This window comes from Paraburkholderia sp. BGA-UO-ETr-F21, assembly GCF_059567925.1.
In genome coordinates this window covers 962,024-975,935 of the sequence record NZ_JCAQOY010000040.1, presented here as the reverse complement: position 1 = coordinate 975,935, position 13,912 = coordinate 962,024, and the positions used below count along the sequence as shown (strand labels likewise).

Genomic DNA, 13,912 nt, shown 5'->3' with positions numbered 1-13,912 from the left:
GCGGCGGCTTTTTGCTGACTTTTTGGTATTTGCCGGCCGTGTGGTTGCAATCAGCCGTGCTGGTCCGGTGGGCGGCCCCCGCCGCCATTTCCGCCGCCGTTTCCGCCACCATGCCCACCGTTTCCGCCGTTTCCGCCGCCCGGCGGCCGACCGCCACCACCTCCGCCACCACCTTGAGGCGGATGGCCGCCCGCGTTCCCCGGCGGCGGACCGCCTTGCGGCCTTCCCCCGTCATGCCCCGACGGCGGACCGCCCTGCGGCCTTCCCCCGTCATGCCCCGGCGGCGGTCCACCCTGCGGCCTTCCCCCGTCATGTCCCGGCGGCGGTCCACCCTGCGGCCTGCCACCTCCATGCCCCGGCGGCGGTCCGCCCGGCGGGCGACCTCCGGATGGCCGTCCGGCGTCAGGACGCGGCGGAGGCGGCGGCGGATGATGCGCCCAGCGCGATTGCTGGCCGTACCAAGGTCGGCCGCGATAGTAATCGCCCCAATACGTGCCGATCGAGAACGTCACGATGGGCAGGCCGATCACCGTGCCGTAGTTCATCACAGGCACGTTGGCGCCCTGGTACGGATAGCTGAGCCGCCCCGCATAGACCCAGCCGCGCAGGTTGGGCGCGGCGATGTCACACCACTGATAGTTGCTGATACACCCCATCACGCTCACCGGCACACCGCCCGGCAGTTGCGTCACGACCGGGTAATCGGAGGCCGGGCCCGCGCGCACGTTGACCGTGCCATTCGTGTATGCCTGCGACTGCGCGCACGCCACGGCGGGCAATGCCAGCACGCCGGCCGCCGCATAAAGACATCGAACGAGGTGTTGTTTCATTCTTTCTCCCGATTCAGCGTCCGCGGTCCGCCGCCGGCACGCCTCTGCTGATGCGTTATGGATATTGTTTCTTCTTGCACAACTCATCGCGTTGCCGCGCGATGCCAGCTACCTGTAAGGACGTTGCACGGCACGTGCCTGAAAGCGCTCAGTCGAACCTTAATCGATTCTTGCGGCGTCTTCGCCGGGCAAGATTTGGTAACCACCCGGCCGAAGTCACGCGTTTTTCGGGCGTCCGTGTTTCGGCAATCCGACCGATCATCGCTTCCATGAACAAGCCATGCACTGCCGGGACTGCGATGAAACTCCTCCGTCCGCTTCTGATCGCCGCGCTCATGCTCACGCATCCGCTCGCCCATGCCGCGAGCTTCGACTGCAATAAGGGGCGCTCGCTGACCGAGAAGATGATTTGCCACGACCCCGCGCTCTCGAAGCTCGACGACACCCTCGGGCAACTGTACTGGAAAGCCCGGCGGCGAGTCGCCAACCGGCGCGCCTTTCTCACCGATAGCGACAGTAAGTGGGCATGGCGGGAAGCGAATTGCCGTGACTCGGCGTGTCTGGGGACGTGGTACGCAACGCGCATCGAAGAATTGCAGCAGCTGATAGAAAGCCTGCAAGCGGGGACGCCGCAGCCGTTTGCCTCACCGGCCGAACCGGACTCGCGCAGCAGGCCGGTCGTGGCTCCTGAGCAGTCCACCGGCATGGCGATGCTTCAGTGCACGGCGGCGAATCCGGGGATCGTAGTGAACGAGCAGTGCTCAGCCGTGCTCACGGAGAACGGCAGTCAATGGAAACACAAGCCGCATGACGGCGGCTGGTTTTGCGGCGTGGCCACACTGGCGCCGGCGGAACTGCAGGCGGACGCCGCGAACTAGGAAGGCTGTTGCGCATGCCTGCCGCGCCAACGCGGCGATACAGGCGCGCGGCTTACGCAAGCAGGCGAGATGGCGAGCAGGAAGGCGAGCACCGAGGTGCTCGCTATGCGTGGACACACCGCCAGCAACTAGCCCGGACGCCCTTCTCCCGGAACCGCGAAAAACGCCGCTCGGGAGAAGGGAAAAAGCCAGGAAGGTGAGAAACCGCCGCTACCGGCTGCTCCAGAATCTGCGCTGAACCTCCATCACCTCGGCTTCCACCTCGGGGACCGGCCCGATCACCTCCACCGGTTTCTGGCAATGATCGAAGACATACCGGCAATCCACGCTCATGGTGGGATTCTCGGCGTGATCGCGGGTCGCTTCCAGCAAGCGCTTTTCGGTCATGCCGAACACGACCCGGCCGATGTTGGCCCAATACATCGTCCCGGCGCACATGCAGCACGGTTCGACCGATGTGTACAGCGTGCAACTCCACAAATACTCCGGCGTGAAGTTCAACGCGGCCACGCGCGCAAGCACCGACTCGGCGTGATTCACCGTATCGACGTTGCCCTGCTCCATCAGCACCGTCTCCTGGTCCGGGCCGACCAGCACCGCGCCGAACGGATGGTGCCCTAGCAGCGTCGCCCGTTCGGCCACCCGGCTCGAATGCTGCAGATGCCGCACGATCTGCTCGTGCGTGGGCGTCAAACCCTGCGGCGGATAGTTCGAGGCCGCAGCGGCGGCCCCGCTCGAGACGGTCAGACTCACGGGCGATCTCCTTGAATAATAGTTAGATTTGCGAAGCAAATTATTACTTCGGCAGCGTGCCGTCCACGCCCTCTACGAACCAGTTCAAACGCAGCAGTTCCGGATCGCTCAGCGACTTGCCGGCGGCCACCTTCACCGCGCCGGACTGATCCATGATCGGTCCGGCAAACGGATTGAACTTGCCGGAGATGATGTCGTCGCGCTTCTGGCTCAAGGCTTTCTGCGCGGTCGGCGACACGGCTTCAGTGTTGATGTCGGCGAGATCGATCGCCTTCTCTTTCAGCCCCCACCACACCGGCGAGTTGTTCCATGTGCCCGACATCACCTGCTCCACCAGATGCGTGTAGTACACGCCCCAGTTGCTCACGCACGCACCCAGTTGCGCATTCGGCCCGAACTTCTTCATATTCGAGTCCCAGCCGAACGCATGCACCTTCTTCTGCTCAGCGGTCTGCATCGTCGCCGTCGAATCGGTGTTCTGGATCAGCACGTCGGCGCCCTGGCCGATCAGCGTTTCGGCAGCCTGCTTTTCGCGGCCCGGATCGAACCAGCTATTGATCCACACCACCTTCACGCGCGCCTTTGGATTGACCGAACGCGCGCCCATCGTGAATGCATTGATGTTGCGCACCACTTCAGGCACCGGCACCGAGCCGACAAAGCCGAGCGTGTTCGACTTGGTCGTATAGCCCGCGACGAGGCCGGCCAGGTATGCGCTTTGATAGGTGCGTACGTCGTAGGTGGCGAAGTTGGCCGCCTTCTTGTAGCCGGTCGCATGCTCGAACACGGCGTCCGGGAAGTCCTTGGCCACTTTCAGTTCGAAATCCTGGAAGCCGAAACTCGAGCCCACCACGATCTTGTTGCCCTTGGACGCCAGGTCGCGGAACACGCGCTCCGAATCCGCCGACTCCGGCACGTTCTCCACGCGCGTCACTTTGACCTTGTCGCCGAACTTCGCCTCGACTTCCTTCACGCCCTGCTCGTGAGCGTAGGTCCAGCCGGCGTCGCCCGGATTGCCGAGATAGACGAAGGCGATGCCGATCGGCTGCGTGGTGGCGGCGGCCGCCCCGGCGGCGCTGAATGCCAGCGTCGCGCCAAGCGTTGCCGCGAGTACGGTTCGGACGGTTTTGATGCGCAGTGAATGATGCAGCGCTCGCGCCAGCGTTGTTTTCATGAATTCTCCGAAGATGGTTGAAGTGCCTGCCCCAGCGCTCGGGATAACCCGGGCAAGGCTCCAGCATAGGGGGCCATATTCGAAGGTCAATTTCAGCGGCAAAATTATTATTCGTTATCCCGCCCATAACGAAACCCGTATTTTGGTGACCGGACGACGCCTCAGTGAAGTTTCGGCGGCGGGTCTGGCTGATCTTCATCAGGTGCCTCACCGTCGCCGAACAACTCGCCGCACAGCGTTTCGCCGAGTTCGCTCAGGCGCGCCGTGCCGGTGCCTTCCTCGCTGAAGGTGGTGAGCACCAGACCACCGTCGACGAGCGCCGTCAAATGCCGCCGCAGGCCGCTCATCGGCACGCCGGCCTGCTTCGACAGTTTGGCGAGCGACCACGCGCCGCCCGGCGTTTCCCGATGCGCGCGCCAGAGTTGCGTCAGCACGGCGGCGAGCACCGGATCGAGTTCGTCGTCTTCCATGGTGAGTCTCCTTGTCCTTACGCCATCTGCATGACCAGCTCGCCGAGCGTCTTCAACGCCGCTTCGGTCTGCGCCGTCCACGGATAGCTGTAGTTGAGCCGGATAAAGTGGCGAAAATCGTTGCGCGTAGAAAACATCATGCCCGGCCCGACGGTGATGCCACGCGCGAGCGCCGCCTGGTAAAGCCGCATCGAATCGACGCTGTCCGGCAACTCGACCCACAGCACATAGCCGCCTTGCGGCGTCGACATGCGCGTGCCCGCCGGAAAAAACCGCTGCACCATCGCCATCATGATGCTCGCCTGCTGCCGGTAGACCTTGCGCACGTGTCGCAAGTGGCGGTCGTAGCCGTCCTGCCGCAAATAGTCGGCGACCGCGACTTGCGGCACCGACGGCGTGGTCAGCGTGTTGAGAAACTTCAGCTTCTCGACCTGCGCGCGATAGCGTCCCGGCAGCGCCCAGCCGATCCGGTACGACGCGGTCAGGCTCTTCGAAAACGACGCGCAATGCAACACCAGCCCTTTCGTGTCGAAGTTCTTCAAGGTCGACGGCCGCGTCTCGCCGAAGTACAGCTCCTGATAGACGTCGTTCTCGATCACGGGAATCTCGTGCGCGGCGAGCAGTTCCACCAGTTGCCGCTTGCGCGTATCGGGCATGCGGAAGCCGAGCGGATTCTGGAAGTTCGGCATCACCATGCACGCTGCGATTTTCTGCTCGGCGATCACCTGCGCGAGCGCCTCGATGTCGATGCCATGAACCGGATGCGTCGTCACCTCGATCGCGCGCATACCCAGCCGCTCGATGGCGTGCAGCATCGCGTAATAGGTGGGCGACTCGACCGCGACGGTGTCGCCCGGTTTCGCGACCGCCTGCAGGCTCAGGTTGATCGCTTCGGTCGCGCCGAGCGTGATGATGATCTCGCCGGGATCGACCGGCACGCCGTTTTCGGCATAGCGCCGGGCGATCTGCCGGATCAGTTCCGGATTGCCGGGCGGCAGGTCGTCGATCAGATTCCAGCTCGCCTGGCGTCGCGCGATCGCGTTCGCATACTGGTTGATGCGCCGCCACGGGAACAGCGACGGATCCGGATACGGCGAGCCGAACGGCACGGCGTCGTGCGCGCGGATGCTGCGCAAGGTCGACAGCACGAGGCGGCTCACGTCCACGGTCGCCGCGACCGGTGGTGTCTGTGGCGCTTGCGGCGGCCTTGGGCGGCCGGGCTGCGGCTCGTCGAGCGCCGCCGACAGCGCCGCGGCGTCGCGCACGAAATAGCCCGACTGCGGGCGCGTCTCGACAATCCCCCGGTTTTCCAATAGCGCGTAAGCGTGCAACACCGTCTTGATGCTGACGCCGTGCTGCTGGCTCGCCTGCCGCACGGACAGAATCCGTTCGCCGGCCGCGAACACGCCGCGGCGCACGGCTTCCGTGATTTCGTCGGCGAGTTTTTCGTACAGGTTCAAGGGCCTGGATCGAGCAAAGACATGGGTTGGAGCGTCAGTCTATGACAAAAACGCACCAACTGTATCCCTCACCTTTCCAAATTTCTGTATGCTGCGCACTTTTTGGAACACAGTAGGCTTGCACCTATCAGCCTATCCAAGCGCGTTCAAGCCCGACACCGCGGCACCCTCATGAAGAAACCCGAAACTCGCATCGAACCGTACACGCACCCCGCCGCCGGCTGGGGCGCCCTCAAGTACGTCGCCATCAATCTCATCAAGGAAAAGGTGACGGGCGGCGACTACCGCATGCTGCTCAAGCAGAATCAGCCGAACGGCTTCGACTGCCCGGGCTGCGCGTGGCCGGATCGCGAGCACGCGTCCACCTTCGAGTTCTGCGAAAACGGCGTGAAAGCCGTGGCCGCCGAAGCGACCAGCAAACGCGTGACACCCGCGTTCTTCGAGCAGCACACGGTTGCCGAACTGATGGCGCAATCGGACTTCGAGCTCGAACAGCACGGCCGCCTGACCGACCCGCTCGTCTACGACGCGCTGCGCGACCGGTATGTGCCGATCGGCTGGGACGAGGCGTTCGAGCTGATCGCCGCGCACCTGAAGCGGCTCGACGATCCGGACCGCGCCGCCTTCTACACCTCGGGACGCGCGAGCAACGAAGCCGCGTTCCTCTACCAGTTGTTCGTGCGCATGTACGGCACCAACAACTTCCCCGACTGCTCGAACATGTGCCACGAGGCGACCAGCCGCGGCTTGCCGCATACGGTCGGCATCGGTAAAGGCACGGTCACGCTCGACGACTTCGAACACGCCGATACGCTCCTGATCTTCGGCCAGAATCCGGCCACCAACCATCCGCGGATGCTCGGAGAGTTGCGCGAGTGCGCCAAACGCGGCGCGACCATCGCGTCGATCAATCCGCTCAAGGAGCGCGGCCTCGAACGCTTTGCGAGCCCGCAGCATCCGGTCGAAATGCTGACGATGGGCAGCACGAAGATCAGTTCCGTGTTCATTCGCCCGAAAGTCGGCGGCGACTTCGCGCTGATCAAGGGTGTCGCCAAGCGCGTGATCGAACTCGACGACGAAGCGTTGATCTCGGGTCTCGACCGCGTGCTCGACATCGCTTTTATCGCCGGGCACACCGTGGGTTTCGACGCGTTCGCCGACGACCTGCGCGCGGAAAGCTGGGACACCATCGTCGCCGAAGCAGGCGTGCCGTTCGAGGACGTGCTGAAGCTCGCCGACATCTACGTGAAGGGACGCGCCGTGATTTCGACGTGGGGCATGGGCCTCACGCAGCACAAAAACTCGGTGCCGACGGTGCAGATCCTGTCGAACCTGATGATGATGCGCGGCAATATCGGCCGGCGCGGCGCGGGCCTCTGCCCGGTGCGTGGGCACTCGAACGTGCAAGGCGACCGCACGGTCGGCATCGAGGAACGGCCTACGCAGGCGTTCCTCGACCGGCTCGGCGAAGTCTACGATTTCGAGCCGCCGCGCGAGCACGGACTCGACGTCGTCAACACGATTCAGGCGATGCTCGACGGCAGGGTGAAAGTATTCATTGGCCTCGGCGGCAATTTCTCGATTGCGACGCCGGACACCCCGCGCACGTGGGACGCCATGCGTTCGTGCGATCTCACCGTGCACATCACCACCAAGCTGAACCGCAGCCACCTCGTGCATGGCCGCGACGCGCTGATTCTGCCGACGCTCGGGCGCACCGAGATCGATTTGCAGAACGGTGTCGCGCAAGGCGTGAGCGTCGAGGACTCGATGAGCATGGTGCATATCTCGTACGGCATGAACAAACCGGCTTCGGAGAATCTGTTGTCGGAGATCGCGATCGTCGCGCGCATGGCGCATGCGACGCTCGGCAGCGCGAAAGTGGATTGGCTCGCGCAGGCAGCGGACTATTCGCTGATTCGCGACGGCATCGCCAACGTGATCGAGGGATTCACGGACTACAACGAGCGGCTGAAGAACCCTGGCGGCTTTCATCTCGGCGTGGCCTCACGCGAGCGGATCTGGAAAACGCCGAGCGGCAAGGCGCAGTTCCTCGTGCATGCGATCAACACGGCGACGCCGATTCATCAGGCGCGCAAGCAACATGGCGAGCGGCTGATGACGTTGATGACGACGCGCTCGCACGATCAGTACAACACGACGATTTACGGCCTCGACGACCGTTATCGCGGGGTGTATGGTCAGCGTCGCGTGCTGTTCGCGAACAGGGACGATCTCGCGATGCTGGGGTTCGAGGCGGGGCAACGCGTGGATATCACGAGCGTGTGGGCCGATGGGATCGAGCGTCACGCGGACGGTTTTCTGCTCGTTGAGTACGACATTCCGCGCGGCTGTCTCGGTGCCTATTATCCGGAGACGAATCCGCTGGTGCCGCTCTCGTCGGTCGCCGACGGCGCGGGAACGCCGACGTCGAAATCGATTCCGGTTTTGTTGACGGCTTCCGCGGCTGGCGCGATTGCGGCTTGATGCATGAGACCTGACGCTGGATCGTCAGGTCTGCTTTTTCGCCAGTTCCCGATGCGTCAGGTAGAGACGCAAGTCGAATTCGATCTGGTGGTAACCCGGCTGCATGAACTCGCACAGGCGGTAAAACGCCTTGTTATGATCGCTTTCCTTCAGATGAGCGAGTTCGTGCACCACGATCATTTTCAGAAATTCCGGCGCGGCTGATTTGAACAGCGACGCGATGCGGATTTCCTTCTTCGCCTTCAGCTTGCCGCCTTGCACGCGGGAAATGCTCGTATGCAGACCTAGCGCGTGGCGCACCACGTCGAGTTTGCTGTCGTACGTGACTTTGTCGATCTGCTCCGCGCTGCGCAGGTGCTCGCGTTTCAGGTCCGCGCAATACGCGTAAAGCGCCCGGTCCGTTTGGACCTCGTGCGTGTTGGGGTAGCGCGCGACGAGGTACGCGCCGAGCTGGTCTTCGGCTATCAGCTGTTTGACCTTCTCCTGGAGCGCGGCTGGGTAGCCGGTGAGGTATTTCAGGTGGGACATGCTTCGGCTCGGCGCACGGTCAACCGGCGCGGCGATTGTCTTCGCAATCGTCCCAATAGCGCAGCGGGTCGCGATGATCGGGATATTGCGTGTCCAGCCAGTCGGAGAGAATCTTCCACTGCGGATGGTTCGGACCGCTTCTCGTGTCCCAGAACGATTCCTTCAACACAGCGTTGTTTCGGCCGCGGTCCCGCACGACGATCCGGCAGTGATCGTTCGACTCATGGAATTCCGCCTTCAGGTAGTAGCGCGGGAGTATCTGCAGCATCGCGCCTTCCACGATCCGGCCCTGTGCACGAACCACACCCGCGCATTCGATTCGCAGAACACCGTCCACCGATTTGTCCGCGCGCCAGCCGACCGGCAGGCGCACCACGCATTCGTCCTTGCCGACCTTGATCCAGTCCATCCGCCAGATGCGGGCGAGCGCATCGCGCATGGCTGCCGCATCTTCGTAACCGGGCGGCAGTTCGAACTGGGCCGGCAGCACGACGAGTGCATCGCCAGCCGGCGTTGTGCCGGCCGGCTTTTGAAATGGATCGTCGTCGAAGGGATTCGAGGGGCGGCTGGCCCTGGTGTTGCTGGCGCTCGGCAAATCCCCGAAAAGGCTTTCGGCTGCGCGGCGTGCGCGCTTCGATTTTTCGTTGCCCATCGATTTCTCCGTTGGAGTTGGGTTGCCTTGGTGTGACACGCAGGTTGACTACGTCATAGCATCGCACGTCGTCGAACACGTGGGCGAGCGGCTGCGCGTTTCAGATACGGCGGGAAGGAAAGGCGTCTGATCCGGTTGCGCGCAGGTTGAACCGGGTTCGGCTGAAAGCGCGCAAGTCCTTGGCGGGACGATTGGTGCCGGGGACCGGACTTGAACCGGCAAGCTGTGAAGCGGCGGATTTTAAGTCCGCTATGTTTACCAATTTCATCACCCCGGCAGGGGTCAGAACGCATGTGGACGCGAATTCTACCATTTCGCGGCAGGCGTACCAAACCGCCGCAGCGCCCGCCCCGTACCGCGATTTTCAGGCGCGGCACAACCCAAAAACCGAATTCATCCGGGGGTCACAAACGTTGCCGATAATCCGCTCACGGAAACTCACGAAAACGTTTACGACCCGAGCGGAAACCCATGACTCCGACGATCAAAGATGTCGCTGCCCACGCCGGTTTCTCCATCGCCACGGTATCGCGCGCGATCAACGCGCCGCATACCGTCAACCCGGTCACGCTCGACAAAGTGCGCCAGTCCATCGACGCGCTGAACTTCCGCCCCAGCCCGCTTGGCCGCCAATTGCGCGGCGAACGCACACGCCTGATCGGCGTGATCCTGCCGACGCTCGCCAATCCCGTATTCGCCGAGTGCCTGCAAGGTATCGACGAACTCGCCTCGGCGCAAGGCTACCGGCTCATGCTGATGACCACGCAGTACGACGCCGACCGTGAACGCCACGCTATCGAGACGCTGCGCGAACACCGCGTGGAAGGACTGATCCTGACCGTCGCCGATGCCGACACGCACCCGCTGCTCGACGAACTCGACCGCGCGGGCCTGCTCTACGTGCTGATGCATAACGACACGGTACGCCGTCCGTCGGTCGCCGTCGACAACCGTCTCGCGGCCTACGACGGCGTGCGCATGCTGATCGCTCACGGCCATCGCCGCATTCTCATGCTGGCGGGCACGCTGGCTGCCTCAGACCGCGCCCGCCAGCGGCATCTCGGCTATTCGCAGGCCATGCAACAAGCCGGCTTGACGCCGGCGCCCGCGCTCGAGGTCGATTTCAACGCGGAGGAGTTGTCGCCCGCGGTGCTCGCCCATCTGACGAGCGGCGCGAACCGCCCCAGTGCCCTCTTCTGCAGCAACGATCTGCTGGCGATGGTGGTCATGCGTGGCCTGCGCCGCGCGCGCCTGCAGATTCCTCACGACATGTCGATTCTCGGCTTCGACGGACTCGCGATGGGCGAACTGCTGTCGCCGCCGCTTGCCAGCATCTGCGCGCCGAATCGGGAAATCGGCTGTGCGGCCTGGGAGCGTTTGCTGGCGCGCGTCACCGGCAGTTACGAAGCCTTGAGTGAAACATCGCTCACGCTGACCTTGCCGCACAGCTTGCGCGAGGGCGCCACCATCGCGGCGATTTCGAACCGCAACGAGCCCTCGCGGGTGCGTGCGTCGGAAAATGCCGAGCGGCCGGTTGTATGAGGCGCCGGCGCATTGCTCGCTGGTGACTGCTGAAGCCCGAGGCGCCGTACCTCATCCGGACGCCGAGATGGGCACGGGCTCGGGCAGAAAGAAAAAACTATTTCAACGTGGCATTGAATATCACCGACCTTACGGCCACTTCGTCGACCGCTCCAGAGATATTAAAGCTGCCATGTATCGTCTCGTTGGACCTGAACGTGCCTTTCGCACCTTTATATTCCGGACTCACATAAAACTTAACCCCAAAGGTAAAATGCTTAGCCCCGTTCAAGCACTTCTTTTCCTTTGAATCCCCTACGTCATATAGTTTAACGTACGAGTTATCAGGGGGAATAAATCCGGAATTATCGGTGCATGCGTCGTTGGTAATTTTAACAGTGTAGTATATTCCCTGCGCCGTTGTCCTATACAAAACAGCGTGATGGGAATTACCGTTGGCATCTGTAACGGACACATATTTATAGTCCGTCGAAGCCGGCCGGTTATTCCTGGCCCTCAATGCCTGGCCGCCCTGCCCGAGATCGCAGTTCGAGGTGATGTTGTCGTCGGTGGGCGTGATGGACATGCCTCCGGCCGGGCTGATCGCGGCGTACCCGGACTTGGGCGCAGCCACGTTCTCAAACACCAGATTGTCGATGTTCAAATCCACAGCGTCGTGGGTTTTCTCGAAATAACATTCCGTGGCTGCGTGAGCAGACGCGCAAACAGATAAAAGCACGGCAGTCATGGCCAACAATAGATTGGTTTTCATACAAGCCTCTAATATCAAAATTGAGATTACCTTCGAACAAACCGGGACAAAAACACAACAGCTTCGCAACGCCTCCGTTTTATGAAATTAAATCCGCTTTACCGCCATGCCGCGTAACAAGCGGCAATTTCATAGTGAATTTCGCCCTGCTCACCGCCCATCGGAGAACTCCTAAAATCACGGAAAAACCGGAATTGGGATTTCCCTGCGAATTAGCCGGCGCAAGAAAATAACGCGCAGATTTAAGGTCAAGAATCAACTGATCCAGTCAAACAGGAACCCGGAGAACGGCCGCCCGAACGGCAAGCCACACGTCACAGCGTCGTCACATACGTTCCCGATAATCCGCTCGACGAAAACGTTTACATCGCCAGACAGCACGGCACACACGCGATGTCCAGCAACCCGCATCGCGCCACCTGTATTGCGTCAGTTCACCCGTACTCGACACCACCGCTGAAGCCACCTTGTCCATCTCTGGGAGATTGCTGTGACCCGCCGTTCCTCCACCGCTTTTGTTCGAGTGCGTCAATTGGCGCGCGCCGCGTTCGCCGCCTCGGCACTTGTCATGACTCTGGCCGCACCGTCGCTCGCGCATGCCGACGAAACCGCGATCTGCTACAACTGCCCGCCCGAATGGGCCGACTGGGCGAGCCAGATCAAGGCGATCCAGCAGAAGACCGGCATTCGCGTGCCGTTCGACAACAAGAATTCCGGCCAGTCGATCGCGCAGCTCATGGCCGAACAGAAGAGCCCGGTCGCCGACGTGGTGTACCTCGGCGTCTCATCGGCTTTCCAGGCGAAGGACAAGGGCGTGATCCAGCCGTACAAGCCCGCGCATTGGGATGACATCCCCGCCAACATGAAGGACCCGCAAGGCTACTGGTTCACGATTCATTCGGGCACGCTGGGCTTTTTCGTCAATAAGGACGCGCTCGAAGGCAAGCCCGTGCCGCGCTCGTGGGCCGACCTGCTCAAGCCCGAGTACAAAGGCATGATCGGCTACCTCGACCCGTCGAGCGCGTTCGTCGGCTATGCGGGCGCGGTGGCGGTGAACCAGGCGCTCGGCGGCACGCTCGATAACTTCGAGCCGGGCCTCGACTGGTTTCGCAAGCTGAAGGCCAATGCGCCGATCGTGCCGAAGCAGACCGCCTACGCGCGCGTGATGTCCGGCGAAATTCCGATCCTGCTCGACTACGATTTCGACGCCTACCGCGCGAAGTACAAGGATCACGCGAACGTCGAGTTCGTGATTCCGAAGGAAGGCACGATCTCCGTCCCGTACGTGATGAGTCTGGTGAAGGGCGCGCCGCACGAGGCCAACGGCAAAAAGGTGCTCGATTTCGTGCTCTCCGACGAAGGCCAGAAGCTGTGGGCCGACGCCTATCTGCGCCCGGTCCGCGCAAACGCGATGACGGCCGACACCGCCGCGAAATTCCTGCCCGCTAGCGACTATGCGCGCGCCAAACCGGTGGACTTCGGCAAGATGGCCGAGAAGCAGTCGAGCTTCGGCGAGCGTTATCTGCAGGTGATGCATTGAACGACATCACGTTCCCGCTGCGCTGGCGCATCGCGTTGATCGCGCCGGCGCTAGCGGTATTCATCGCCTTCTGGCTGTTGCCGATGGGCGCGCTCGCGCAGTTGAGCGGCGACGGCCACGCGTTCGCCACCTATCGCGCGATGCTGACGAATCCGCGCTACATGTCGAGTCTCGGCGCGACCGTGCTGTTGTCCGCGGCGGTCACGGCGGCGACGCTGGTGCTCTCGGTGATCGCGGGATTGCTGCTGGCGCGCCGCGAGTTTCCTTTGAAGCGCACGCTGCTCGCCCTGCTCACCTTTCCGCTGGCGTTTCCCGGCGTGGTGGTCGGCTTCATGGTCATCATGCTCGCCGGGCGCCAGGGGCTGGTGGGCGCGCTCTCGCTGAAACTCACGGGCGACCGCTGGGTGTTCGCGTATTCGATGAGCGGCCTCTTTCTCGGCTACCTGTACTTCTCGATTCCGCGCGTGATCGTCACCGTGATGGCCTCGGCGACCAAGCTCGATGCATCGCTGGAAGAAGCCGCGCGCTCGCTCGGCGCGTCGCCGTGGCGCATCATGCGCGACATCGTGTTGCCCGCACTCTCGCCTGGTCTGATCGCGGCGGGCGCGGTGTGCTTCGCCACCGCGATGGGCGCATTCGGCACCGCCTTCACACTCGCCACCGACATCGACGTGCTGCCGATGACCATTTACACCGAGTTCACCCTCAACGCGAACATGGTGACCGCCGCGGGCCTCTCGATCGTGCTCGGCATGGTGACGTGGGCCGTGCTGGCGTTGGCGCGCAGCGTGAGCGGTTCGGCCGTGGCGGCAAGCGCATGAACGGTATGTTCAAACCTGGCGCCGCC

General features: G+C 62.7%; 13 protein-coding genes and 1 tRNA gene. 5 read left to right on the top strand and 9 right to left on the bottom strand.

Annotation, left to right across the window (positions count from 1 at the left end):
• Window positions 1–50: 50 nt before the first annotated feature.
• Window positions 51–830 (bottom strand): SH3 domain-containing protein, encoded by a 780-nt coding sequence (locus AC57B1_RS36840; protein WP_496420154.1) that lies wholly within the window; start codon window positions 828–830, stop codon window positions 51–53.
• A gap of 299 nt (window positions 831–1,129) precedes the next feature.
• Here AC57B1_RS36840 and AC57B1_RS36835 point away from each other — a divergent pair, with 299 nt between their 5' ends.
• Window positions 1,130–1,708 carry a lysozyme inhibitor LprI family protein gene (locus AC57B1_RS36835; protein ID WP_408347535.1) on the top strand — a complete coding sequence of 193 codons (579 nt, stop codon included), beginning with the start codon at window positions 1,130–1,132 and terminating at the stop codon, window positions 1,706–1,708.
• A gap of 210 nt (window positions 1,709–1,918) precedes the next feature.
• Here the strand turns inward: AC57B1_RS36835 and AC57B1_RS36830 are convergent, their stop codons facing one another.
• The 4 genes from AC57B1_RS36830 to AC57B1_RS36815 form a co-directional block, all read right to left on the bottom strand.
• Complete coding sequence (locus AC57B1_RS36830) at window positions 1,919–2,461, bottom strand: nucleoside deaminase (RefSeq protein ID WP_496420153.1); 543 nt, start codon at window positions 2,459–2,461, stop codon at window positions 1,919–1,921.
• A 43-nt stretch (window positions 2,462–2,504) separates the two neighbouring features.
• A complete protein-coding gene (locus AC57B1_RS36825; RefSeq protein ID WP_408347529.1) occupies window positions 2,505–3,635 on the bottom strand; it encodes a BMP family ABC transporter substrate-binding protein in 1,131 nt (376 codons plus the stop codon).
• A gap of 161 nt (window positions 3,636–3,796) precedes the next feature.
• Entirely contained in the window at window positions 3,797–4,105 is a 309-nt protein-coding gene (locus AC57B1_RS36820; protein WP_408300629.1) for a helix-turn-helix domain-containing protein, read from the bottom strand.
• Window positions 4,106–4,122: 17 nt separating this feature from the next.
• Window positions 4,123–5,565, bottom strand: a complete 1,443-nt coding sequence (locus AC57B1_RS36815) for an aminotransferase-like domain-containing protein (protein ID WP_496420152.1) — start codon at window positions 5,563–5,565, stop codon at window positions 4,123–4,125.
• A gap of 171 nt (window positions 5,566–5,736) precedes the next feature.
• Between AC57B1_RS36815 and AC57B1_RS36810 the strand changes: the two genes are divergently transcribed.
• Window positions 5,737–8,052 (top strand): FdhF/YdeP family oxidoreductase, encoded by a 2,316-nt coding sequence (locus AC57B1_RS36810; protein ID WP_496420151.1) that lies wholly within the window; start codon window positions 5,737–5,739, stop codon window positions 8,050–8,052.
• 24 nt (window positions 8,053–8,076) lie between these two features.
• On the opposite strand, the gene AC57B1_RS36805 is transcribed toward AC57B1_RS36810, so the two are convergent.
• From AC57B1_RS36805 to AC57B1_RS36795, 3 genes are all read right to left on the bottom strand, one after another.
• On the bottom strand, window positions 8,077–8,580 hold the full coding sequence (locus AC57B1_RS36805) for a M48 metallopeptidase family protein (RefSeq protein WP_091792800.1): 504 nt from the start codon (window positions 8,578–8,580) through the stop codon (window positions 8,077–8,079).
• Window positions 8,581–8,599: 19 nt separating this feature from the next.
• Window positions 8,600–9,232: a hypothetical protein gene (locus AC57B1_RS36800; protein WP_408184589.1), complete on the bottom strand. Its 633-nt coding sequence runs from the start codon at window positions 9,230–9,232 to the stop codon at window positions 8,600–8,602.
• Between the two features lie 192 nt (window positions 9,233–9,424).
• Window positions 9,425–9,509, bottom strand: a tRNA-Leu gene (locus AC57B1_RS36795).
• A 194-nt stretch (window positions 9,510–9,703) separates the two neighbouring features.
• Here AC57B1_RS36795 and AC57B1_RS36790 point away from each other — a divergent pair.
• Window positions 9,704–10,774, top strand: coding sequence for a LacI family DNA-binding transcriptional regulator (locus AC57B1_RS36790; protein ID WP_496420150.1), 1,071 nt, complete (start codon window positions 9,704–9,706; stop codon window positions 10,772–10,774).
• Between the two features lie 97 nt (window positions 10,775–10,871).
• Here the strand turns inward: AC57B1_RS36790 and AC57B1_RS36785 are convergent, their stop codons facing one another.
• On the bottom strand, window positions 10,872–11,525 hold the full coding sequence (locus AC57B1_RS36785) for a hypothetical protein (RefSeq protein ID WP_496420149.1): 654 nt from the start codon (window positions 11,523–11,525) through the stop codon (window positions 10,872–10,874).
• A 490-nt stretch (window positions 11,526–12,015) separates the two neighbouring features.
• On the opposite strand from AC57B1_RS36785, the gene AC57B1_RS36780 reads away from it, so the two are divergent.
• Both AC57B1_RS36780 and AC57B1_RS36775 read left to right on the top strand, forming a co-directional pair.
• On the top strand, window positions 12,016–13,065 hold the full coding sequence (locus AC57B1_RS36780; RefSeq protein ID WP_091792796.1) for an ABC transporter substrate-binding protein: 1,050 nt from the start codon (window positions 12,016–12,018) through the stop codon (window positions 13,063–13,065).
• Window positions 13,062–13,886, top strand: coding sequence for an ABC transporter permease (locus AC57B1_RS36775; protein ID WP_408347510.1), 825 nt, complete (start codon window positions 13,062–13,064; stop codon window positions 13,884–13,886). Before AC57B1_RS36780 ends, AC57B1_RS36775 begins: the two co-directional genes overlap by 4 nt.
• The last annotated feature ends 26 nt before the right edge of the window (window positions 13,887–13,912 follow it).